At 73.5% G+C, this 22434-nt stretch carries 18 protein-coding genes and 1 pseudogene; 7 read left to right on the top strand and 12 right to left on the bottom strand.

The annotated features are described in order from the left end of the window. Positions 1 to 31 precede the first annotated feature (31 nt). The 4 genes and pseudogenes from LZG04_RS37370 to LZG04_RS37355 all read right to left on the bottom strand — a co-directional run bounded on the left by LZG04_RS37370 (position 32) and on the right by LZG04_RS37355 (position 3928). Complete coding sequence (locus tag LZG04_RS37370) at positions 32 to 1192, bottom strand: ATP-binding cassette domain-containing protein (protein WP_233826277.1); 1161 nt, start codon at positions 1190 to 1192, stop codon at positions 32 to 34. Next, a complete protein-coding gene (locus LZG04_RS37365) occupies positions 1189 to 2400 on the bottom strand; it encodes an ROK family protein (protein WP_374202971.1) in 1212 nt (403 codons plus the stop codon). Before LZG04_RS37365 ends, LZG04_RS37370 begins: the two co-directional genes overlap by 4 nt. 94 nt (positions 2401 to 2494) lie before the next feature. After that, positions 2495 to 2662, bottom strand: a pseudogene (locus tag LZG04_RS37360) (pentapeptide repeat-containing protein); the annotation flags it as partial. 60 nt (positions 2663 to 2722) lie between these two features. After that, entirely contained in the window at positions 2723 to 3928 is a 1206-nt protein-coding gene (locus LZG04_RS37355; RefSeq protein WP_233826272.1) for an ROK family transcriptional regulator, read from the bottom strand. Between the two features lie 118 nt (positions 3929 to 4046). Between LZG04_RS37355 and LZG04_RS37350 the strand changes: the two genes are divergently transcribed. From LZG04_RS37350 to LZG04_RS37330, 5 genes are all read left to right on the top strand, one after another. Beyond that, a complete protein-coding gene (locus LZG04_RS37350; protein WP_233826270.1) occupies positions 4047 to 4676 on the top strand; it encodes a LysE family translocator in 630 nt (209 codons plus the stop codon). Between the two features lie 212 nt (positions 4677 to 4888). Continuing rightward, positions 4889 to 5974 (top strand): S-(hydroxymethyl)mycothiol dehydrogenase, encoded by a 1086-nt coding sequence (locus LZG04_RS37345; RefSeq protein ID WP_233826269.1) that lies wholly within the window; start codon positions 4889 to 4891, stop codon positions 5972 to 5974. Further along, positions 5971 to 6600, top strand: coding sequence for an MBL fold metallo-hydrolase (locus tag LZG04_RS37340; RefSeq protein WP_233826341.1), 630 nt, complete (start codon positions 5971 to 5973; stop codon positions 6598 to 6600). The genes LZG04_RS37345 and LZG04_RS37340 overlap by 4 nt, the downstream gene beginning before the upstream one ends. 104 nt (positions 6601 to 6704) lie before the next feature. After that, positions 6705 to 6854, top strand: coding sequence for a hypothetical protein (locus LZG04_RS37335; protein WP_233826268.1), 150 nt, complete (start codon positions 6705 to 6707; stop codon positions 6852 to 6854). 801 nt (positions 6855 to 7655) lie between these two features. Next, positions 7656 to 8465, top strand: coding sequence for a transglycosylase SLT domain-containing protein (locus tag LZG04_RS37330; protein WP_233826266.1), 810 nt, complete (start codon positions 7656 to 7658; stop codon positions 8463 to 8465). 36 nt (positions 8466 to 8501) lie between these two features. On the opposite strand, the gene LZG04_RS37325 is transcribed toward LZG04_RS37330, so the two are convergent. Then, entirely contained in the window at positions 8502 to 9896 is a 1395-nt protein-coding gene (locus LZG04_RS37325) for a BNR repeat-containing protein (protein ID WP_233826265.1), read from the bottom strand. Positions 9897 to 10005: 109 nt separating this feature from the next. Between LZG04_RS37325 and LZG04_RS37320 the strand changes: the two genes are divergently transcribed. Further along, the gene (locus LZG04_RS37320; RefSeq protein WP_233826264.1) at positions 10006 to 10545 is read left to right on the top strand and encodes a hypothetical protein; all 540 of its coding nucleotides are present in this window, start codon (positions 10006 to 10008) and stop codon (positions 10543 to 10545) included. Between the two features lies 1 nt (position 10546). On the opposite strand, the gene LZG04_RS37315 is transcribed toward LZG04_RS37320, so the two are convergent. The 5 genes from LZG04_RS37315 to LZG04_RS37295 all read right to left on the bottom strand — a co-directional run bounded on the left by LZG04_RS37315 (position 10547) and on the right by LZG04_RS37295 (position 15783). Further along, a complete protein-coding gene (locus tag LZG04_RS37315; RefSeq protein WP_233826262.1) occupies positions 10547 to 11386 on the bottom strand; it encodes a TauD/TfdA family dioxygenase in 840 nt (279 codons plus the stop codon). Further along, entirely contained in the window at positions 11383 to 12162 is a 780-nt protein-coding gene (locus tag LZG04_RS37310; protein WP_233826260.1) for an ABC transporter ATP-binding protein, read from the bottom strand. The genes LZG04_RS37315 and LZG04_RS37310 overlap by 4 nt, the downstream gene beginning before the upstream one ends. Beyond that, positions 12155 to 13171: a glycine betaine ABC transporter substrate-binding protein gene (locus LZG04_RS37305; RefSeq protein ID WP_233826259.1), complete on the bottom strand. Its 1017-nt coding sequence runs from the start codon at positions 13169 to 13171 to the stop codon at positions 12155 to 12157. Before LZG04_RS37305 ends, LZG04_RS37310 begins: the two co-directional genes overlap by 8 nt. Before the next feature lie 23 nt (positions 13172 to 13194). Continuing rightward, on the bottom strand, positions 13195 to 14010 hold the full coding sequence (locus LZG04_RS37300) for an ABC transporter permease (RefSeq protein WP_233826258.1): 816 nt from the start codon (positions 14008 to 14010) through the stop codon (positions 13195 to 13197). A 219-nt stretch (positions 14011 to 14229) separates the two neighbouring features. Continuing rightward, a complete protein-coding gene (locus LZG04_RS37295) occupies positions 14230 to 15783 on the bottom strand; it encodes an MFS transporter (protein WP_233826257.1) in 1554 nt (517 codons plus the stop codon). Positions 15784 to 16027: 244 nt separating this feature from the next. Here LZG04_RS37295 and LZG04_RS37290 point away from each other — a divergent pair, with 244 nt between their 5' ends. Beyond that, positions 16028 to 16720 carry a response regulator transcription factor gene (locus LZG04_RS37290; protein WP_233826255.1) on the top strand — a complete coding sequence of 231 codons (693 nt, stop codon included), beginning with the start codon at positions 16028 to 16030 and terminating at the stop codon, positions 16718 to 16720. A gap of 9 nt (positions 16721 to 16729) precedes the next feature. Here LZG04_RS37290 and LZG04_RS37285 read toward each other — a convergent pair whose 3' ends face one another. Both LZG04_RS37285 and LZG04_RS37280 read right to left on the bottom strand, forming a co-directional pair. Next, positions 16730 to 18115, bottom strand: coding sequence for an NAD(P)/FAD-dependent oxidoreductase (locus LZG04_RS37285; RefSeq protein ID WP_233826254.1), 1386 nt, complete (start codon positions 18113 to 18115; stop codon positions 16730 to 16732). Then, positions 18108 to 22433, bottom strand: coding sequence for an amino acid adenylation domain-containing protein (locus LZG04_RS37280; protein WP_233826253.1), 4326 nt, complete (start codon positions 22431 to 22433; stop codon positions 18108 to 18110). The genes LZG04_RS37285 and LZG04_RS37280 overlap by 8 nt, the downstream gene beginning before the upstream one ends. Position 22434: the final 1 nt, after the last annotated feature.

Below are 22434 nucleotides of genomic sequence, written 5' to 3'. Positions count from 1 at the left end.
TTCGCAGCAGCGGTGTCGAACCAGCCCGTGATCAGGAGTCGAAGCCGACGTCGAGGTACTGGTCGACGTTCTCCTTGGTCACCACGGCGGAGTAGGTGGTGATGGACGCGGGGATGTCGTGCTCGGCCACGTCCCCGATGCCCTTGGCCTGGCCGAGCAGGCGGGCCAGGGCGATCGCGGAGGACGCCATCGACGGGCTGTAGAGCACGGTCGCCTTCACCACGCCGCTGTCGGCCTTGATCAGGTCCATCATGTTGCGCGAGCCCGCGCCGCCGACCATGACGAACTCCTCGCGGCCGGCGCTGTCGATCGCCGCCATCACGCCGATGCCCTGGTCGTCGTCGTGGTCCCACAGCGCGTCCAGCTCCGGCGCGGACTGGAGCAGGTTGGCCGTCTGCTGCTCGCCGGACTCCGAGGTGAACGACGCCGAGACGCGCGGGCCGACGGAGAAGCCGGCGCGCTGCGACGCGTCGCGGAAGCCCTGGCTGCGTTCCTGGGTGAGTGGCAGCGAGTCGATGCCCGCGACCTCGCCGATGATCGGGTCGGCGATGTTCCCGGCCTTCATCCGGGCGGCGATGTACTCGCCCGCGTTGACGCCCCTGCGGTAGTTGTCACCGCCGATCCACAGCCGGTAGGCCAGCGGGGTGACGCGGAACAGGTTGTCCACCTCGTCGGCGGCCGGCGCGGCGGTCGGCTCGTCCATCACGATCAACCGGGCGTCGCGCGCGAGGGCGCGGGCCATGGACACCAGCTGCTGTCCGGCGGCCGACAACCGCCCCACCTCGCGGTCCGGCCCGATCTCCGGGTGGCCCAGGCGTGCCATCAACGCCCGGGCGAGGTCGCGGGCCGCCCGGCGGCGGGTGAAGCCGAACCGGGCCGGCTCGTGGCCCAGCACCACGTTCTCCGCCACCGGGAGGTCCGGCACCAGGTCCAGCTCCTGGTACATGGTCGCGATGCCCAGCCGCAGCGCCGCCACCGGCGACGGCAGCGCGGTCTTCGCGCCACGCCACGTGATTTCGCCGTCGTCGGGCTGGTGCGCGCCCGCGAGCACCTTGATCAGGGTCGACTTGCCCGCACCGTTCTGGCCGAGCAGGCGGTGCACCTCGCCCTCGGCGACCTCCAGGTCCACCCGGTCCGGCGTCCGCACGCCGGGGAACACCTTGCCGATGCCGGTCATCCGGAGCAACGTCACGCCGGACCCCCGCCGCGTGGACCGCCGGCCTCGACCGGCAGTGCGGCCGGGTCGTCCAGCACCCGGCGCACCGCGGCCAGTGCCGCGCCCACGCCACCGGCCGCGAAGCCGAGCGTGGAGGCGGTGACCGCGGTCCCGCCGTGCCGCGGCGGCGGGACCAGCCAGTCCCGCAGGGCGGCGAAGTAGCCGCCGAGCACGATCTTGCCCGGGTCCAGCAGCGTGGTGAGGACCGCCAGCCCGCGGGCCAGGGCCTCGGCCGTGCGGTGCAGCGCGTCGAGGGTGCGGGCGTCACCGCGTTCGGCCCGGGTGCGCACGATCGTCATGCGCTCGCCCGGCGACAGCGCGGGGTCGTGCACCCGGTCGTGGTGGGGCGCGCAGGCGTGCAGGAACGCGTCCAACCCCACCTGCGTCGCCCAGCAGCCGCGCCGGCCGCACGCGCAGTACGTGCCGCCGAGCGGGTCCAGCGCCAGGTGGCCCACCTCGCCCGCGTGGTCGTCCGCGCCGCGCACCAGCGCGCCGTTGGCGATCACGGCCGCGGTCACGTCGTGGTCGCCGGTCAGGTAGACGAGGTCGTCGACCGGGTCGCGGTCGTGCTCGGCGCAGGCGGCGAGGTTGGCCTCGGTGTCGAGGTCGAGCCGGCCGATCGGCAGGCCGGTCCGCGCGGCCAGCCCGTCGACCACGGCCACGTCGCGCCAGCGCAGCCGGGCGGAGGTGGCCGTGCCCGTGACGCGGTCGACCCGGCCGGGGATCGCGACCGTGACCCCGGCCCAGCCCGCCCGCGGCACGTCGTCGAGCACGCGGCGGGTCAGGTCGGCGAGCCGGTCCAAGGCGTGCTCGGGGACGCCGGTGTCGCACGCGACCTGACGGCGCACGCGCGTCTCGCCGGTCAGGTCGGTGACCGTCACGCCGAGGTGCCCGGGCCGCACGTCCAGCCCGATCCCGCACACCGCCCCCGGCCGCAGCCGCACCAGCCGCCCGGGCCTGCCCTGGGTGGTCGTGGTGCCCGCCCGTTCCACCAGGCCGCGGTGTTCGAGGTCGGTCAGCAGCGGGGCGACGGTGGCCTTGGACAGGCCCGACCAGTCGGCCAGCTGGGTGCGCGACAGGGGGCCCCGGGCGCGCAGGGCGCGCAGGAGGAGGGCGAGGTTGGCGTCGCGCCTGCCTTCGGTCTGCGCCTGCATCGCGGCTCCGACTTCGTCGAGGGAGTCGATCGAACCAGGTGGCCCAGCTCACGTTCGAAGGGTGAGTTGCGGCAGATCCTGACAGTTGGGCGCGCGACCTGACAAGAACTTCCGTCGACTTTTGTCAGTTCGTTGCGAAAGTACGTTCGGTACAGACAGAAGCGGAGGAAACCGGATCGACGTCATGACCGAGGGCCGCGTCGGCGAAGTCGGCGCTCCTCGCCCTGACGCCGGTCAGGTCGGCACCGGTCAGGTCGGCGGCGCACAGCACCGCGTCGGCGAACACCGCGGCACGGGCGTCCGCACCGGCCGTTCGAGGGCGTGGACGCCGCCGAGGCGAGCCGACCCGGGGTCAGCCCGCCGGGGAGAAAGCGCGGTCGGTGGCGGACCAGGCCGCGCCCGTGACGCCGGCCAGCTCGCCCAGCTCCGACAGCACGATCGGCAGGTTGCCGGTGGCCAGCGGCAGCGAGCGGCGGTAGACGGCGCTGCGCACCTCGGCCAGCAGGGAGTGGCCCAACCGCGACACGCCGCCGCCGATGACGACCATGCCCGGGTTCAGGAAGCTGACCAGGGACGCGACCACGTGCCCCAACCGCCGGCCGCCCTCGCGCACCAGGTTGGCCGCGGCGAAGTCGCCCGACGTGGCGGCCGCGCCGACGTCCTCGGCGGTGAGCACGCCCTTGTCGTGCAGGGCGGTGGCCAGCGCGACGGAACGGCCGCTGCGCGCCAGCGTGGTGGCGTCACGGGCCAGCGCCGCACCGCCGAAGTACGCCTCCAGGCAGCCGACCTCGCCGCACGCGCACGCCGGGCCGAAGTCGTCCAGCCTGATGTGCCCGATGTCGCCCGCCGTGCCCGCCACGCCCCGGTACACCTTGCCGCCCAGCACGATGCCGCAGCCGATGCCCGTGCCGACCTTGACGAAGATCAGGTCCTCCAACGACCGCGCCACGCCCGCGTGCCGCTCGCCCAGCGCCATGGCGTTCACGTCGTTGTCCACCGTGACCGGGCAGCCCCACCGGCCCGCCAGCTCGTCGCGGACGGGGTAGCGGTCCCAGCCGGGCATGATCGGCGGCGCGACCGGCATCCCGTCGCGGAAGCTCACCGGACCCGGCAGGCCGACGCCCGCGCCGATGAGCCGGCCCGGGGCCTTGGCGTAGACGACGTCGGCCAGCTCGGCCACGCGGCCGAGCACCTGAGCCGGGCCGCTGCGCACGTCGCAGTCCTCGCTGCGGCTCTCCAGCACCTCGCACCGACCGTCGGTCACCGCGACCGTCACCGACGTCGCGCCCACGTCCACGCCCAGCACGCGCAGGTCGTCGGCGAGGTGGACGAGCGTCGACCGCCGCCCGCCGCGACTGGCCGCCGGTCCGCCGATCTGGGCCAGGCCGACGTCCACCAGCCGGGCCAGCTCGGCGGTCAGCTTGGCGCGCGGCAGCCCCAGGCGTTCGCCCAGCGCGACCCGGGACATCGCGCCCTCGTCGCGGAGCAGGCCGAGCAGCTCCGACTGCCTGCCCGAGACCACCCGCGGCTGCTGGCCGCTGCCCGTCGCGCTGCTCATGGCCTTAATTTACGGCCGGTCTGCCGTCCGGCCGTACCCGCGGGCGCGTCACCGGGAGGATCCCGGTCATCGGGAATTCGGAGGCGGCGCGGGCCGGGCGGGTGGTTGCATCCGGCCCATGCCGATCGACCCGCACCTGCTCGCCCTGTTCACGGTGACCACCCTCGTCGCGATGATCACCCCCGGCCCGGACATGCTGTTCGTCCTCGGCTGCGGGATGCGCGGAGGGCCGAGGGCCGGGTTGCTGGCCACCGCGGGCGTGGCGGTGAGCGAGGCGGTCCACGTCGTGGTGGCCGCGGCGGGGCTGGCGGCGTTGTTCGCGGCGGTGCCGGTGGCGTTCACGGTGGTCCGCACGGTCGGCGCGGCCTACCTCGTCTACCTGGGCGTGCAGGCCATCCGCCACCGCGGGCGGACCGTGCTCGGCGAGACCCCGGCGGGCGGCATGTCCGGTCGCCGTGCCTTCTTCACCGGCATGGCGACCAACCTGCTGAACCCGAAGATGGTCACTTTCACCATCGCGTTCCTGCCCCAGTTCATCGACCCCGACCTGGGCCGGGTGTGGCTGCAGTTCGCCCTCCTCGGCGCGATCCTGATCGCGCTGGAGTTCCTGGTCGACGGCGCGGTCGGCGTACTGGCCGGCCGGATCGGCGGCTGGCTGCGCCGCAGGCACGCCGCCCGCCGCCGGATCGACGTGGCCACCGGCGGGGTGTTCATCGGGCTGGGCGTGCGGCTGGCCGTCGAGCGCTGACCGGGGCACCCGGTGTGACACCCGATCGCGCCCGGCGTCCACATCGGACGGGGCGGTGGGCCGCGGTTGCGGGCCGGGCCGCGCCTTGCCAGGGTGGCGTGACGGGGTCGCGCGGCACGGTCCCCTGCGCGCCGAAGATCCTCACGTTCCTCGCGGACCGCCTCGAACCGGCAGGATGGTCGGACCGGCAGGTACGACGAGAAAGGGTTCACGTGACTCAGACGGTTCGTGGCGTGGTGGCCCGGGGCAAAGGGGCCCCGGTCGAGGTGACCGACGTCGTGGTGCCCGACCCGGGTCCGGACGAGGCGGTGGTGCGGGTGCAGGCCTGCGGCGTGTGCCACACCGACCTGCACTACCGGGAAGGCGGCATCAACGACGAGTTCCCGTTCCTGCTCGGCCACGAGGCCGCCGGGGTGGTGGAGCAGGTCGGCGACGGCGTCACCGGTGTCGCGCCCGGCGACTTCGTGGTGCTGAACTGGCGCGCGGTGTGCGGCGCGTGCCGGGCGTGCCTGAAGGGCAAGCCCTGGTACTGCTTCGACACCCACAACGCCGCCCAGCCCATGACCCTGGCCGACGGCACCCCGCTGTCCCCCGCGCTCGGGATCGGCGCGTTCGCCGAGAAGACCCTCGTGCACGCCGGCCAGTGCACCAAGGTCGACCCCGAAGCGTCCCCGGCCGTGGCCGGCCTGCTCGGCTGCGGCGTGATGGCCGGGTTCGGCGCGGCGGTCAACACCGGCAACGTCGGCCGCGGCGACTCGGTGGCCGTGATCGGCTGCGGCGGCGTCGGCGCGGCGGCCGTGGCCGGTGCCCACCTGGCCGGCGCGACCACGATCATCGCCGTCGACCTCGACCCGCGGAAGCTGGAGTGGGCCCGCGGCCTGGGCGCGACGCACACCGTGGACGCGAAGTCGGAGGACGTCGTGGCGCGGGTGCGGGAGCTGACCGGCGGGTTCGGCGCGGACGTGGTGATCGACGCGGTCGGACGGCCGGAGACGTGGAAGCAGGCGTTCTACGCCCGCGACCTCGCCGGCACGGTCGTCCTGGTCGGCGTGCCGACACCGGACATGCGGCTGGAGATGCCGCTGATCGACCTGTTCTCCCGGGGCGGGGCGCTCAAGTCCTCCTGGTACGGCGACTGCCTGCCCTCCCGCGACTTCCCCTACCTCATCGACCTGCACCGGCAGGGCCGCCTCGACCTCGACGCGTTCGTCACCGAGACCATCGCGCTCGACCAGGTCGAGGAGGCGTTCGCCAAGATGCACCACGGCGACGTGCTGCGCTCGGTGGTGGTCCTCTGATGGCCCGGGTCGACCACGCCGTCACGCGGGGCACGTTCAGCCTCGACGGCCAGACGTTCGCCGTGGACAACAACGTGTGGGTCGTCGGCGACGACACCGAGTGCGTGGTGATCGACGCACCGCACGACGTGGAGGCGATCCTGCGGGTCGTCGACGGCCGCGCGGTGAAGGCGATCCTCGCCACCCACGCCCACGACGACCACGTGCGCGTCGCGCCCGACCTGGCCCGCGCGACCGGCGCGCCCGTGCTGCTGCACCCCGCCGACCACGTGCTGTGGAAGCTGACCCACCCGGACGTGAAGCCGGACGGCGACCTGGCCGACGGCCAGGTGGTGGAGGTGGCGGGCACGTCGCTGCACGTGCTGCACACACCCGGCCACGCGCCCGGCGCGGTCTGCTTCCACGCGCCCGACCTGGGTGCGGTGTTCACCGGCGACACCCTGTTCCACGGCGGTCCGGGCGCGACCGGGCGGTCCCACTCCGACTTCGACACCATCATCGACTCGATCTCGCGCCGGCTGCTGACCCTGCCCGGGGACACCGTCGTGCACACCGGTCACGGTGACGACACCACGATCGGCGCGGAAGCCCCGCACCTCGGCGACTGGATCACGCGGGCCCGCTGACCGCACGAGTGGCCGGCCCCTCGGCGCTCGCCGCCGAGTGGCCGGCCCAACGGGTGACCTCGGGCCCCTTTCCGCGGCCGCCGCGACCGACCGAACAGGAAGGTATGGCGAACGTCGACCTCGCGGTCGTGGGCAACGGGGCGCTCGGCCTGTCCGTGGCGGTCGAGGTGGCCCGGCGCGCGCCCGAGCCGCGGATCGCCGTGATCGGGCCGGCATGGCGGCGGGCGCGATGCTCAACTGCTTCGGCGAGGTGACCCGGCACACCGACCGGCACCCGGCGGCACGCGCGAAGTTCGCGCCGGGCCGGGCCGCGCTGGACTCGCACGTCCCGGGCACGTTCGTCGTGCTCGGCGGCGGGGCCGGGACGATCGCCGAGGACGACTTCGCCGCGCTGTGCCGCGCCGCCGCGGACTGCCGTGAGCGCACGACCTGCTCGACGCCGCCGAGGTGCCCGGCCTGGCCCCCGCGCCGCACACGCGCCCCCCCGGCGCGCGCTGCACCCGCACCCGTCGCCGCCTTCGTGCGCCAGCCCGCACACCGGCTGTTCGAGCGGCTGGGCGAACGCGTCGCCCTGCCGCCGGAGGTCCTGCTGCTCGCCTTCGTGCCCGGCCACGCCCGAAGCCGACCCGGGCGACGCCCTCGCCGCCTACCTCCACGCCGCCCGCGCCCACCAGGCCGTAACCCGCGCATCGCGACGGTCCACCGGCCACGTCCGAGGGGTCGGCGTGCGCGGGCACCCCGAGAAGATCCGAGCGGGTCGGGACGTCGTTCGCGCCGTTCGAGGCCGGTCGTGACCACGTCCGCCGCCGTTTCGACACGATCGGGGGACACGAACCACACACAGTAGTCAAAACTCCAGTGAAACGTGACGAGAGTCACCCAAACCCGCCCATGCCTTGCCTCTGCAAAACACGAACGGTTACGTTCTCGGCCGCAGATCACGGTTCCATCACCGAAGGGACACGGGCCCGACATCCCCCGAGACGGCCAGTGTCCACCTGGATCCCCCGCCAGGTTCCGGTGACGGAGTTCCCCGACCGCAGGAGGCTGCACCCTTGGCTCGGCACGTCCGTCACAAGAACAAACCCGGGCAGACCACGTTCCAGGTGCCCCCGCCGCCCCCCGGCTACAAGGGCGCGCACCGGGCCGAGGCGGAGCGGATCCTCCCCCGACGCCTCGCCAGCGTGGCCGTGGCCGTGGGCATCGTCTCCGGCGCCGGGGCCGCGGCCCACGCGATGACCGGGACGTTCAGCCCCGTGGCCGGCGGCGCCGACCTCGGTGGCGTGCCGGACGAGACGGCCCGCACGGGCAAGGTCGACACGGTCCACGCCGTCGACCTCGGCTCGGAGACCGCCCGCATCATCCGCCAGGAGCAACTGGCCGCGCTGCACACCTTCAACCAGGCCAGCGGCATCGCGCAGGACGGCTACGCGGCGCGCAAGGCGGCCGAGGAGCAGGCGGCGCGGGAAGCGCGCGAGGCCGAGGAGGCGCGCAAGCCGCCCAAGCAGCGCCAGGTCGAGGGCTGGATCCGCGAGGCGATCGCCGTCCTGGCCGCCAACGGCACCGCGATCGACGAGAGCAGCGTCGACGAGATCTACACGATCATCATCAAGGAGTCCAACGGCAACCCGAACGCCGTCAACACCTGGGACTCCAACGCCGCCCGCGGCACACCGTCCAAGGGCCTGATGCAGTGCATCGACCCGACGTTCCAGACGTACAAGCTGCCGGGTTACGACGACATCTACGCGCCGGTGGACAACATCATCGCCGGTGTCCGCTACACCTACGCCCGCTACGGCGGCTTCGGCAGGCACCCCGGCCTGGTCGGCATCAGCGCGGGCACCGGGTACGTCGGCTACTGAGGTCCCGCGGGGGCGAGCCCCGCGGGACGGGCGCGATCAGCCCAGGCGGAAGTCGGCCACCCGGATCGGCGACGGCGTCGTGCCGCTGGAGCGCTGCTGGTACTGCAAGGACAGGACGCCGTCCACCGCCAGCCTGGACGTGTCCACGTTGACCTCGCCGAACGCGTTCATGGCCGGCCGGTCGAACACCAGGGTCCAGTCGGTCCACCCACTGGCCTTGCTCGCCGACACGATCCGCCCGCGCGGCATCACCAGGTAGGCGTTGTCGGCGCGGTCGAACACGAGCTTCGTCCGCTGGGTGCTGCCCGGCGGCACCGGGACCTCCCGCTTGGTCCACGTGCCGTTCGAGTTCCGCACGACGTGGAACGCGCGGCCGTACTGGGTGCGCTGCTGGGCGTAGTTCGAGACGCACTGCGTGAACCTGCCCGGCACGTAGCTGATCACCACGTGCGGCGTGCCCGTCGAGTCAGCGCCCTGGCCCTCCTGGTTCATCAGGCCGTGGTTGGGGTCCAGCGGGTCGGCGACCAGGCCCGGCGAGCTCACCGACACCCGCGTGCCGCCGGTCGTGCCGACGACCGCGCCCGCCGCGTTGCGCCACGTCCGGCCCCGGTCGTCGCTGTGGACGTACCCGGTGTCGTGGTTGGTCAGGCCGCCCGAGGCGCACAACACGCCCGCGTTGCCCTCACGCCAGGTGAACGCCGCGTGCAGCCGGCCCCTCCGGTCGTAGGTCAGGCCGTGCAGGTACATGTTGCGGGTAGTGGACACCACGCCGTTCGGGCCCGTGTAGTCGCCGGTGGCCGACGACCACGCGCCCAGCCGCCGCCACGCCCCGCCGGCGTACTCGGCCAGCTCGTTCACCCCGTTGCCGGACCCGCCGGTGCGGTAGCTGAACTGCAACGCGCCCTCGGGCGTGACGACGAACTGGGGGTACGTCATGGAGCCCAGCTCCACGCCGCCCAGGGTGCGCTGCACGGACCCGAACACCGACGACGACCACGCGAACGACCCCGGCTGCGACGCCAGGCCCGCGACCGACTTCGTGTAGTGGACCCGCGTGTTGTGCGTGTCCATGGCGACGTGCAGCGTGCCGTCCTGGGGCGAGATGCCCAGCGAGATCACGTTGTGCGAGTCGTTGGTGCTCAACTGGTGCGGCAGCACCGCCTTCTCCCACGCCCCGCCCAACGCCCGCCGCGCGACCACGGCGCTGCGGCTGGACGTGTACCAGGCCGCGTACTGGTGGCCGTTGTAGGTGATCAGGGCGTCCTGGAACGCGTTGTTGTTGACCAGGCCGTCGTAGGACACGAAGTACAGCGCCGACTGGTCCAGCAGCGTGTCGGACAACAGGGTGACCCCCGGTGCCGCGTGCGCGACCCCGGGCTGGGCCAGCGACGCGGCCAGCACGACGGCCGCCGCGAGTGGTGCCTTCCTCATCGAAGACCTCGGCAGAGTTGTGGGTGAGGGCGGCGGACCACGACTCTGACACAGGAATGAAACGTTTCACAACCCCGCTCACGGCCGGTCGGGTGCTTGGATCACCGGCATGGGTGACGCCGAACAGATGTGGATCACCGTCGTGCCCGCGCTGGAGACCGGCGAGGACGACGAAGCCGAGCTGGTCCTGATCGCGATCGACCCGACGTCCGACGACCCCGGTCAGCAGGTGGTGAACGTCCTGCTGGACCGGGGCCACGAGCTTCAGGAGGGCGTGTTCTACCTGCTCCCGTTCGACCTGGGGCTGCGCTACGAGCGCGGCGGCGACCGGCTGGGCGTGCTCGTGCTGACCTCGCCCGAGGTGCTGGACGACGTGGTGCCCCGGTACGGCGGGGACCTGGCCGCCGCCGCGGCCGAGCTGCGCACGGCGCCACTGGTCGACGGCGGGGTGCTCCTGCTGCGCCGCGGGATCGCCACCGACTTCGACCCCGCCGCGGCGGACGGCGACCAGCCCGTGGTCCTCCTGGTCCAGGACGGACCCGCGACGGAGGCGGACCTGTTCTCCGCCTTCACGGCGGGCGAGGCGGCCCTCGCCGTCATCGGCCCCTACGCCGACGAAGAGGAGGAGGACGAGGACGGCGAGCAGTGAGTCAGACGCCGACCGGCACGTCGCCGCGCAGGGTGATCCGGTGCATCACGCGGCGCTGGTCGCCGTAGTCGTCCACCGCGTAGTGCGCCGTGCTCCGGTTGTCCCAGACCACCACGTCACCCTCGCTCCACCGGTGGCGCACGGTGAACTCCGGTCGTCCCACGGCGGCGAAGAAGACGTCCAGCAGGGCCTTGCTCTCCGCTTCCGTCACGCCCAGCAGCCGGGTGGTGAAGCCGGGGTTGACGAACAGGCTGCGCCGGCCCGACTCGGGGTGCACGCGCACCACGGGGTGCTCCACGGGCTCCAGCGAACGGATGCGCCGCCCCTCCCACGTGTTGCCCTCGCCGCCCAGCCGTTCGTGCAGGTACTCCTCGAAGTCCTTGCGCCCGTCGTGCAGCGCGGTCAGCTTGTCCGCCAACGCGCGCAGCGGCTCGGACAGGGACGAGTACGCCGCCTCCAGGTCCGTCCAGCACGTGTCGCCACCGTTCGGCGGCAGCGTGACCGCCCGCAGCACCGACCCCAGCGGCGGGCGGGCCATGAAGGTGACGTCGGTGTGCCACACCGGGGCCTTGCCGCCGTCGCCCGCGTCCAGGACGTAGATCTCGGGGTGGTCGGCGTCCAGGCCGGGAACGACGGGGTGCGCGGGCGTCAGCTCGCCCAGCGCGCCGGCGAACGCCCGGTGCGCGGTCGGGGTCAACGACTGGCCGGGGAACACCAGCACCTTGTGCTCGACCAGGGCGGCCCGCAGCGGCGCGGCCGCCGAGGTGGAGCGGATGTCGTTGAGGTCCACCCCGGTGACCCGGGCGCCCAGGGTCGGGGTCAACGGCTCGATCTGCGTCACGTTCTCTCCCTCACGGTCAGGCCGCGGACGGCGGCCGCCACCTCGCCGCGCAGCGCGGCGAAGTCCGCCGACCCGCGCAGCTCGTCGGCCGGCACCCCCGACCGGGGCAGCGGAACGGCCAGGTCCAGCGCCACCCGACCCGGTCGGTCGGACAGCACGACCACGCGGTCGGCCAGGAACACCGCCTCGTCCACGCTGTGCGTCACGAACACCACGCCCCGCTCACCGTCGGTCAGCGAGCGGACGTCCTCCTGGAGCCGTTCGCGGGTCAGCGCGTCCAGCGCGGCGAACGGCTCGTCCATCAGCAGCAGCCGCGGCCGGGCGGCGAGCGCCCGGGCGATCGCCACCCGTTGCTGCTGCCCGCCGGAGATCTCCCACGTCCGGCGCGGACCCAGCTCGGCCAGGCCGACCTGGTCGAGCAGCTCGCGGGTCCGGCGCGGGCGGTCGGCGCGCGGCACGCCCGCCCAGCGCAGCGCGGTGGCGATGTTGCCGCCCGCGGTCTGCCACGGGAACAGCCGGGGCTGCTGGAACACCGTGCCGACGTCACGGCCCGCCACCGGCGTCCCGCCGAGCACCCGGACGACGCCGGCGGTGGGCCGTTCGAACCCGCCGACCAGCCGCAGCAGGGTGCTCTTGCCCGACCCGGAGGGGCCCACCACGACCAGGAACTCCCCCGCGTCGACGCGCAGGTCCAACGGCCCGAGGGCGGGGACGTCGGCACCCTTGGCCCGGTACCGGTGCTCGACGTCGACCAGCTCCACCAGCGGCTCACCCACGGGGTGCCCGCAGGGCCGCGCGGAACGTCGCCAGGTCCGGCACCGCCTCGACCTTCTTCTGGCCGTGCAGGAACTCGGCCGCGGCGCGCAGCTGCTCGGCGAGCTTGCCGGGCGCGTCGGCGGTGCCGAAGTACTCGGGACCGAGCTGTTCGGCGTGGTCGACGTAGATGTTCTGCTTGAGCTGCGACAACGCGTCGTCCACGCTCGCGCCGATCTGCCGCGCCACGGCCTCGGCGACCACCCGCGGCTCGTTCTTGATCTTCTTGAGGGCGTCGTCGGTGGCGGCCAACCACGCGTCCAGCACGTCGCCGTTCTGGTCGACGAACTCCTTGCGCGCCACGGTGAACGTCAAGGTCGGCTTGCCCGCGGCGGCCAGCTTCGCGCTGTCGGTGAGGGTCAGGCCGTCCTGCTGGAGCACGCTGAGCACGGGCGTCCACACGTAGGCGGCGTCGACGTCACCGCGTTGCCAGGCGGCCTGGATGTTCTGCGGTTCCAGGTCCACCAGCGTCACCGACGCCGGGTCGACGCCGGCCTGCTGGAAGGCGGCCAGGAGGCTGTAGTGCGCGGTGGAGCTGAACGGCGCGGCGACCTTGCGGCCCACCAGGCCCTTGATGTCGGTGACGCCGCTGGCCTTGCGCACCACCAGCGCTTCGCTGTCGCCGATCACGTTGAGCAGCTCGACGACCTGGTAGGGGATGTTCAGCGGCGGGCACAGCCCGGCCGCCGCGGGACTGGACCCGATGACCGCGAGGTCGATCGCGCCGCCCAGGAACGCGGTGTTGATGCTCGCGCCGGAGTCGAACGAGGTCCAGGCGATCCTGTGGTCGGGCAGGGCCTTCTCCAGCACGCCCTGGTCCTTCACCAGCAGCGTGCTGTCGGCGAAGTTCTGGTAGGCGATGCGGACCTGGCGCCCACCGGACTCGCCGGTGGACGAGCCGCCGACCCCGCAGGCGGCCAGCACGGGTGCGGCGGCGAGCAGGGACAGGACCGATCTGCGGGTGACGGACATGGTGGTGCTCCCGGTGTCGGCGCTCAGGCCCGCCCGCGCCACGGCGAGACGGCGCGTTGCAGCGCGAGGATGGCGGTGTCGATGAGCAGCCCGGTCACGCCGATGACGACGAGCCCGAGCAGGACGACCGCGGTCTGGTTGTAGCGCTGGGCGTTGAGGACCATGCCCCCGATGCCGTCCGCGCCGTTGACGGTCTCGGCGGCCACGACCGAGCTGTAGGCCACGCCCACGGCCAGCCGGACGCCGGTGAGGATCTCGGGCGCGGACGCGGGCAGCACCACCGTGCCGACCACGCCGAGCCGGGACGCGCCCAGCGCGTGCGCGGCCTCCACGTACTGCCTGTTCACTCCGGTCACGGCCGCCGCGGTGGCCACCGCGACCGGCGGGAAGGCGGCCACCACGAGCAGGTAGACCTTGGGTTCCTCGTCGATGCCGAACCAGATGACCAGCAGGCTCAGGTAGGCCAGCGGCGGCAGCGCGCGCAGGAACGTCACGAACGGCTCGGCCACCGCGCGGATCAGCGGGACCAGGCCCATCAGCAGCCCGAGCCCCACCCCGACCAGGATGCCGTAGGCGGAGCCGTACCCGACCCGCCGCAGGCTGACGCCGAGCCGTTCGACCACAGTGGACCCCGCGTACCCGCCCTGGCCGTTGGCGCTGTCGGAGGCGGCGAGCAACTGGTCCCACACCTGCACGGGCCCGGGCAGGACCGCGGGCGGCCAGAACCCGGCCAGCACCAACAACTCCCACACCGCGACCAACGCGGCCACCGCCGCCACCCGCACCGCGACCGCGTGCGTGACGGACAGCGCGGCGCGCCGCGGTTGTTTCTGCGCCATGGAACAGCTCCGTGCGAACGGCGAGGTGAGCGAGACGGTGGTGAATGTACAGAAATGCGCCTGCCGCGATCATCCGTCCCGAGCAGTGGACACCTTCGCCCAAAGTCCTTGCGTCGCAAGGTGTTTCATGACATCAGCGCGCGCGGATCACCCCAATTCCTCTGCCTCCGAACAACTCTGCGTTCGACTGGTCGGACCGCCGGGAGCGGCTCTTCCCGGTCAGCCGGTCCCGGTCTGGTCCGCCGGGGTGTGGGCCTTGCGCAGGAGGGTGAGGGCCAGGGTGACGCAGACCGCCATGGCGACGGCGGCAGCGGCGGCGGACCAGGACAGGCCCGCGTCGAAGGCGTTGCTCATGGTGTCCAGGACGCGGGCGGGGTCGGGCGAGTCGTCGGCGACGGCGCGGGCGGTCGTGACGGACTCGGCGACGGCGGCGCGGGTGGCGGGGTCCAGGGCGGCCGGGTCGTCCACGACGGTGGTGCGGTAGGCGAAGACGGAGATGGAGCCCATGACGGCGACGCCCAGCGCCACGCCCAGCTCCCCCGCGGTCTCGGACATGCCCGCCGCCGCGCCCGCGTGTTCCGGCGGGGCGACGCCGACGACGAGGTCCGTCATGACGACCCCCAGGGCGCTGATCCCCGCCACGATCACACACCCCAGCGCGGTCAGGGCGACCGCCGACAGCGGCCCCGACCACAGGGCCAGCAGCACGAAACCCGCGCCCGACAGGGCGGCGCACCCCGCGACCAGCAGCGGCGGGCGGACCAGGCCCAGCAGCGGGGGCGTCACCAGGGACGCCACCACGGCGGTGAGGGCCAACGGCAGCAGGAGCAGGCCGGTGGACGAGGCGGAGCGGCCTTGGACGTGCTGGAAGTACTGGGGTGCCAGGAAGTAGAACCCGTTCATCGCGCTGACGCCCATCAGCAGCAGCGCCAGCGCGCCGAGCACCCGCCGGTTGGTCAGCAGCGCGGGTTCGATCAGCGGACCGGTCACGCGGAACTGGCGGCGGACCGCGACCACGCCGGCGATCACGGAGGCGGCGAACACGGCCGCGGTGACCACGCCGAGATCACCGACGGCGAGGGACTTGATCGTGTAAGCGAGCCCCAGCATGGCGGGCGCGATGAGCGCGACGCTCGCCAGGTCCAGCGGCTGCGGGCGCTCGGCGCGCTGCTCGGGCAGGAAGCGGTGGGCCAGCAGCGCGAACACCACCAGGAACGGCACGGGGAACAGGAACACCGCACCCCACCAGAGCTGGTCGATGACGATCCCGCCGAGCACCGGGCCGACCGCCACCGACGCGGAGAACGCGGTCATCCAGACCGCGATCGCCTTCTGCCGCTGGGCTTCGTCGGGGAACAGCACCCGGATCAGGGCCAGGGTGGACGGCATCAGCGTGGCGCCGGCGAGGCCGAGCAGGGCCCTGGCGGCGATGAGGACCGCCGGCGTCGGGGCGAAGGCGGTGAGCACGGACGCCGCCGCGAACGACAGGCAGCCCACGACCAGCAGCTTGCGCCGCCCGACCCGGTCACCGACCGCGCCCATGACGATGAGGAAACCGGCGATGACGAAGCTGTAGACGTCGGTGATCCACAGCAGCTCGGTGGGGCCCGCGCCGAGATCGCGGCCCAGCACCGGGGCGGCCAGGAACAGCACGCTGACGTCGAGGGCCAGGACGATCAGGGGGAAGGTCAGCAGGGCCAGGCCGCGCCACGGACCGGCGGGCAGGCGGCGTGGCGCCGCGCGGTCGGTCCCGTTGCTCTGTTCGCCGCCCATCACTCATCCTTTCGCGCTGGGATAATCGCCCTCATGGGCTGTTGCACTCCGATCGGGGGACGCGGCACGCCACCCGTGGCCGACAACCCTCGTGAAGTGCGGGTTTCGTTGGAATGAAGCCGGGTACGTGGAGACTTCAGAGTCGACGTGCTCGAACCAGGATGGGGGTAGAGAAGTGATCGGTGGTGGACACCGAGTATTAGTCGTCGCCGACTGTGACGGCACCGAGGAGACCCTCAACGACTTGCGCAGGCACGGGTACGACCCGGTGCACGTGGCCACGGCGGCCGAGACGATGGTCGCCCACCGCGCCGCGGACGTGGTGTTCATCGACCTGGACCTGGCCGAGTTCGACGGCCTCACGCTGTGCCGGGAGCTGCGCGCCGTCAGCGACGTCCCGATGATCGCCTTCGCGTCGTTCTCCCAGCTCGAACGCGTGCTCGCGCTCGAGGCGGGCTGCGACGACTGCGTCGAGAAGCCGTACCACAGCCGTGAGCTGGTCGCCCGCCTGGGCGCGCTGCTGCGGCGGGCCAAGGTGTTGTCGCCACCCGTGATCACCTTCGGAGAGCTGCGCATCCACCCCACGCTGAGGGAGGTGCGGGTCGGCGACCGGGTGGTCGAGACCACCCGCAAGGAGTTCGAGTTGCTGCACCTGCTCGCCGCGGAGCCGGACAGGGTGTTCACCCGCGCCGAGCTGCTGCGCCGCGTCTGGGGGTACGACAGCGTCGAGGACGACGTCACCCCGCTGGCCAGCCGCACCATCGACACGCACGTCAGCAGCCTGCGCCGCAAGCTGGGCGCGGGCCACTGGATCGTCACGGTGCGCGGGGTGGGTTTCCGCTTCACCGACGTGGGCCGGGAGGACCACGCCGACGGCGGGGGTGGGGCCCCGGTCGAGACCGCCGGGGCTCCCACCCCCTTCCCACTGTCGAGGTGACGCGGCCGGTCAGCAGGCATGGCTCGCCCGGCTGCCCGCGCCGCCGTACAGGCGCGCGAAGTCGCCGATGATCGCGTCCCGTTCCGCCACCGGGTCCCGGCCCGCGCACACCTCGTCCAGGGCCGCGCTGAGCTCGGCGTGCACCCGCTGCGCGGTGTCGTAGGACATCGTGGTGAACGCGACCAACTGGTACAGGGGCGTGAACAGGTCGGGGTGGACTTCGTGCAACCGCCGCTCCAGGGCCCGCCGCGCCAGGAAGGAGGAGCTGTCCACCCGGTCGGACAGCTCCTCCAGGTTGCGCAGTGACAACTCGGCCAGCGCGTGGCCCGCGCGCACCCGGATGTCGCTGTACTCGGCGACGACCGCCCCGGCGGTGTCGCCGGCGTGGGCGCCCGCGGTGAACCGGGCCTTCTCCACCAGCGCGGCCAGGGTGGCGGTGTCCTCGAAACTGCAGTTCACGCCCTGCCCGAAGAACGGCACGACGGCGTGGGCGGCGTCACCGACGAGCACCACGCGCCCGTGGTGGTACGGCGCGCACGTGACGATGCGCAGCCTGCCCGGCCGCCTGCCCGCCAGGTCCCGCTCGACCCCCGCCATCCGGTCGAAGACGTCCGGGAACTCGGTGGCGCAGTAGTCGGCGACCGCGTCGGGCGAGCCCAGCCCCGCGAAGCGGGGGCTGCGGGCGTCACCGTCCAGCGGCCGGAAGAGGCTGGTGGTGAACGTGCGGTCCCGGTTGGGCTGCGCTTGCAGGAAGTGGTCGCCGCGCGGCCACAGGTGCATGCCGGTGGGGTCGGCGTCGGCGTAGTCCATGGTGATCTCGGCGTGGCCGTGGGCGATCGTCTCGCTGGTCACGAGCAGCTCGCCGGGGTGCTTCGCGGCGATCGCCTCCCGCACGGCGCTGTTGGCGCCGTCGCAGCCGACCACCAGGTCCGCCTCCACCCACGACGTCGCGCCGTCGCGGTCGCGCAGCAGCACGGCCGGGCGCGCGGTGTCCACGTCGACGCACGCGCGTTCGTAGTGGATCTCCGCTCCCGAGCGCAGCGCCTGGTCGCGCAGCAGGTCCTGCAGGACGCGGCGCGGGATGGACACCAGGTGGTGGGCGTCGGCGGTGCCGTAGGGCTGCGTCGAGATGGCCCCGTCGCGGTGGTGGATGATCCGCTTGGTGAGCACCGCGCCCTGCAGGTACAGGCGGCGCTTCACCGAGCGCGGCAGGCAGTCCAGCCCGCGCGAGGTGAGGGTGAGGTTGAACGAGTGCCCGCTGCCCCCGCCCGCCGACTCCGGCCGGCGTTCGAAGACGTCGACGGTCAGCCCCTGTCGGCGCAGCAACGTGGCCAGGGCGCAGCCCACGGGTCCCGCGCCGATGATCGCCACCGAACGTATCGCCCGGTCAGACATGGTGCCTCCCCTCCGGCGACGGGACGGCCCCGATGTCCTGGAAGTAGTCGAACATCCGGTGGACCCACCCCGTGTCCGGTCCTGGTTGCGGGCAGCCGACCGCCGCCAACGCGCGCCTGGTCCGCTCGTTGTCGAAGGTGTGCCTCCCCAGGCGCATCACGCCCTCGCGCATGAGGGGGACCAGCGAGCCGAGGCCGCCGCCCTGGTCGTCGTGCTCGGCCTGGCGCTCCAGGGCCGAGAGCCAGTCGGCGCGGCTGGTCGGCTCCACGGCGTAACCGCGCTCGCGGAGCACGTCGATGATCTCGGGCCAGCCCAGGCCGACGGCGTGGTGGATGTGCCACGTGCGGTCGTCCGGTTCGTGCTCGGAGAGCCGCACGACGGCCTCGGCGACGTGGTCGACGGGCAGCAGGTCGACCGGGGCGGCCTCGGTGATATCGGCCGGGTAGCGGCCGAGCAGGGCGAAGCCCTTGAGCTGCAACCAGAAGAAGTCGTCGTTGCGGCACGCGCCGGTGCGGCTGTGCCCGCCGATGCGGCCCACCCGGTGGACGGTGACCGGCAACCCGGCTTCGCGGGCTTGGAGCGCCAACCGGTCGGCGACCCACTTGCTCTGCGAGTACCCGATGCCCAGCGAGTCCGGGTCGCCCGGCACGGTCCCCTCGGTGACGGTGTCCGGGGTGGAGTCCGGCGGGAAGACGCCGAGGGTGGAGATCAGCCGCAGCGGCGTGCGGTTGACCGCGCACAGGTCGAGCACGCGCCGCAGGCCGTCGACGTTGCCGCGCTTGACCGTGTGGTACGGGGCGGCGAAGTTGATGTGCGCCGCGGCGTGGTAGACCTCCCGCACCCCGAGCGCCAGCCGCTCGAAGTCGTCGCCGAGCCCGAGCCGCGGTTCGGCCAGGTCGCCCACGACGACCTCGACCTCGTCCAGCCGCGACGAGTCGAGGGCGAACTTGGCGTACGCGTCCCGCAGGCGTTGCCGCGCCTGGTCGACGCCGTCGGCGCGGACCAGGCAGGTCACCCGGCGGCCGGTGCGGTGCAGCTCGTCGAGCAGGTGGCTGCCGAGGAAACCGGTGGCGCCGGTCAGCAGCACGGTGCCGTCCGCCGGCTCGCGACGCCGCCCCACGACCAGGTGGTGCAGCCGCGCGTCGGCCCGCAGGTCGGGCGCCTGGGGCGTGGTCGAGCCCGCCAGGCTCGCCGCCATGCCGCGCACGGTGGGCGTGGCGAGCAGCGCCGACAGCGGCACGTCGGTGGAGAAGCGCCGGCGCACCAGCCGGTGCAGGCGGGCGGCCAGCAGCGAGTGGCCGCCGAGGGTGAAGAAGTCGTCGTCGGGCGTGGCGGGCCGGTGGCCGAGCACCTCGCCCCACACCTCGGCCACGGCCTGCTCGGACCGCGACCAGGTCGCCTCGACCGCGGGTCGCGGCGCGGCGGCGTCGTGGCCCTCCGCCAGGGCGCGCAGGGCGCGGCGGTCGGTCTTGCCGTTGGAGGTGATCGGGAGGGCGTCGAGCCGGGTGACCTCCCGCGGGATCATGTACCCGGGCAGCTCGGCGGCCACCCGGGCGCGCCAGTCGTCCGGGGGTTCCGCCGTGGAGCGCACGAAGCCGTGCAGCACGCGGTCCGCGCCCGCGGGCACGTCCACCACGACCGCCGCCTCGACGTCGAGCAGCCGCTCCAGGACGGCCTCCACCTCGGCGGGCTCCACCCGGTAGCCGCGGATCTTGACCTGGTCGTCGGCCCGGCCCCGGTAGTGCAGCCTGCCGTCGGGGGTGAGCACGACGACGTCCCCGGTGCGGTACATCCGCTGCCCGGGCGTGAACGGGTCGTCCACCATGGCCTGGCGGGTCTTCTCCGGCAGGCCGAGGTAGCCCGGGGAGACCACGGGTCCGGCCACGCACAGCTCGCCCTCGACGCCGAACGGTGCCCACCGGTCGCCGTCGACGAGCACCCTGGCGTCGACGCCCGCGACCACCCGCCCGATGGGCGGCAGCGTCGGCCACGCGGTCGGGTCGGCGGCCAGCTCCTCACCGGTGCACAGGTGCGCCTCGGAGGGCCCGTAGATGTTGCTCAGGCGCGCGTTCGGGTAGCGCCGGAACATCGCGCGCAGGTCGTCGGTGATGGTCAGCCGCTCCCCCGTAACGTACACCTCCCGCAGGCAGCTCAGGTCCACTGTGGACGAGGCCAGCACGGCCGCGAGCTCGCGCAGCGCCACGTACGGGAAGAACGCCCGCTCGACGCGCTGCTCGGCGAGGAACCGGGCCAGCGCGGGGAAGTCGGTGCGGATGTCGGTGGGCGGGACGACGAGCGTGCCGCCCGTGCAGAGGGTGCCGAACACCTCTTCGGCGATGACGTCGAAGGCGGGCGACATGTACTGCAACGTCCGCATCCGCCGGCCGGAGGACAGCACGTCCTGGTTGCGCACCAGGTTGGTCAGCGTGACCTCCGGCAGCACGACCCCCTTGGGCCTGCCGGTGGAGCCGGAGGTGTAGACGGTGTAGACGGGATCGGTGGGCGACTTGCGGGCGGCGGTCGGGAACGGCCGCCCGGTGTCCAGGTCGGACACCGCGACCACGTCCAGGCCGTCGGGGAGCGTGACGCCCTCCAGGTCGGCGCTCGTGGCCGCGACGAGCAGCCGGGCCCCGCAGTCGGCCAACGCGAAGGAGAGCCGGTCGCGCGGTTGGCCGAGGTCGAAGGTGACGTAGCTGCCCCCGGCCCGCAGGACGGCCAGCATGGTGGTCACCAGGTCCAGGCCGGGGCGCAGCAGCACGGCGACCGGGCGCGCCTGGCCCACCCCGAGGTCGGCCAGGCCCGCGGCGACGGAGTCGACCCGGCGGTCGAGCTCGGCGTGGCTGAGCACGCGGCCGTCGGCGACGATGGCGGGGTCGGAACCGCCGGTGGCCGCGCCCGCCCGGACCAGGTCGTCGGTCACCTCGGTGCCGAGGGTGGGCGCGTCGGCCAGGCGCGCGCAGTGCCGCACGAGCGCCCGCTGCTCCTCGTCGCCGATCCAGCGCAGGTCCCGCACGGGGGTGTCCGGTGCGGCGAGCACGCTCTCGGCCAGCGTCCTGAGCCGCTGCGCCAGGTAGGCGGCGAACGGGCCGCCCTCCGGCGAGGCCGTGGTGTGCTCGACGACGAGGGTGAACCGGTCGGTGCCCTCGTCCACGACGAGCGCCAGGTCGTACTTGGCGCCACCGGGGGTGTAGTCCCAGGTCCGCACACCCCACTCGGGGAGGTCGAGGACGCGCGCGCTGGCCGGCATCACCGTGATCATGGCGGTGAACAGGTCCGCGGACCGGCCCTGGTCGCGCAGTTGCCCGACGACCGCCTCCAGCGGGGTGTGCCGGTGGCGCAGCACCGCGAGCAGCTCGCGGCGCACCGCGGCCAGCACGTCGCGGGCGGTGGCGCCGTCGGCGAGGCGGTGGCGCAGCACCGCGGTGTTGGTGAGGTGCCCGACGACCCCGGCGTCGGCGGCTTCGCGCACCGTCACCGGCATGCCGACCAGGATGTCGTCCTGCCGGGTGTGCCGGTGCAGCAGCACGAAGTACAGGGCGGTGAAGAACATGCTGGTGGTGACGCCTTCGGCCAGGCAGAAGGCGCGCACCGCGGCCGACAGGTCCTCGTCGAGGACCAGTTCGCGGGTGACGTTGCGGGGCCGGCCCTCGGCGGGCAGCCCCACCGGCGGGGCGGCGGGCGCGTCGCCGAGCTTGTCGCGCCAGTACGCCAACGCCGTCGCGTTCTCGGCGGCGCCGGCCCAGCGCGCGTACGCCTCCACGGCCTGCCGCGCGGGCGGGGGCGGGGGCGCGTCGCCGCGCGCGATCGCGGTGTAGGCCGCCTCCAGGTGGCTGAGGTACGGCTTCCACGACATGCCGTCGAAGACGGTGTGGTGCACGTTGAACACCAGCACGCTGCGGGCCCCGCCGGCCGTCCGCAGGTGCCGCACCCGGGCCAGCGGGCCCCGGCGCAGGTCGAAGACGGTGCCCGCGACCTCGGCGACCTGCTCGGCCACCCAGTCGTCCGACTGCCCCTCGGGCTGGTCGCGGACGTCGACGATCGGCGGCAGGTCCGGGTGCACGACCTGCCGGACCTCGCCGTCGTCGGTCATCTCGAAGGTGGTCCGCAACGCCGAGTGGTCGCGGTGCACCACGCGCAGCGCCTCGACCAGCACGTCGTGGTCGAGGGCCGAGGTCGGGCGCAGGACCAGCGGTTGGTTGTAGGCGGTGGGGTCGGCGCCGTAGGTGCTGTCGAACCACAGGCCGCCCTGCGCGGGGGACGGCGGGAAGTGCTCGAAGCCGGGCGCGTCCCCGAGGGTCTTCTCGTGGGTGGCGGTCATG

Source organism: Saccharothrix sp. S26 (assembly GCF_021390395.1).
In the GTDB taxonomy this organism is placed as follows: domain Bacteria; phylum Actinomycetota; class Actinomycetes; order Mycobacteriales; family Pseudonocardiaceae; genus Actinosynnema.
The sequence above is the reverse complement of the archived record's forward strand: the minus strand, read 5'-3'. Positions and strand labels throughout refer to the sequence as shown.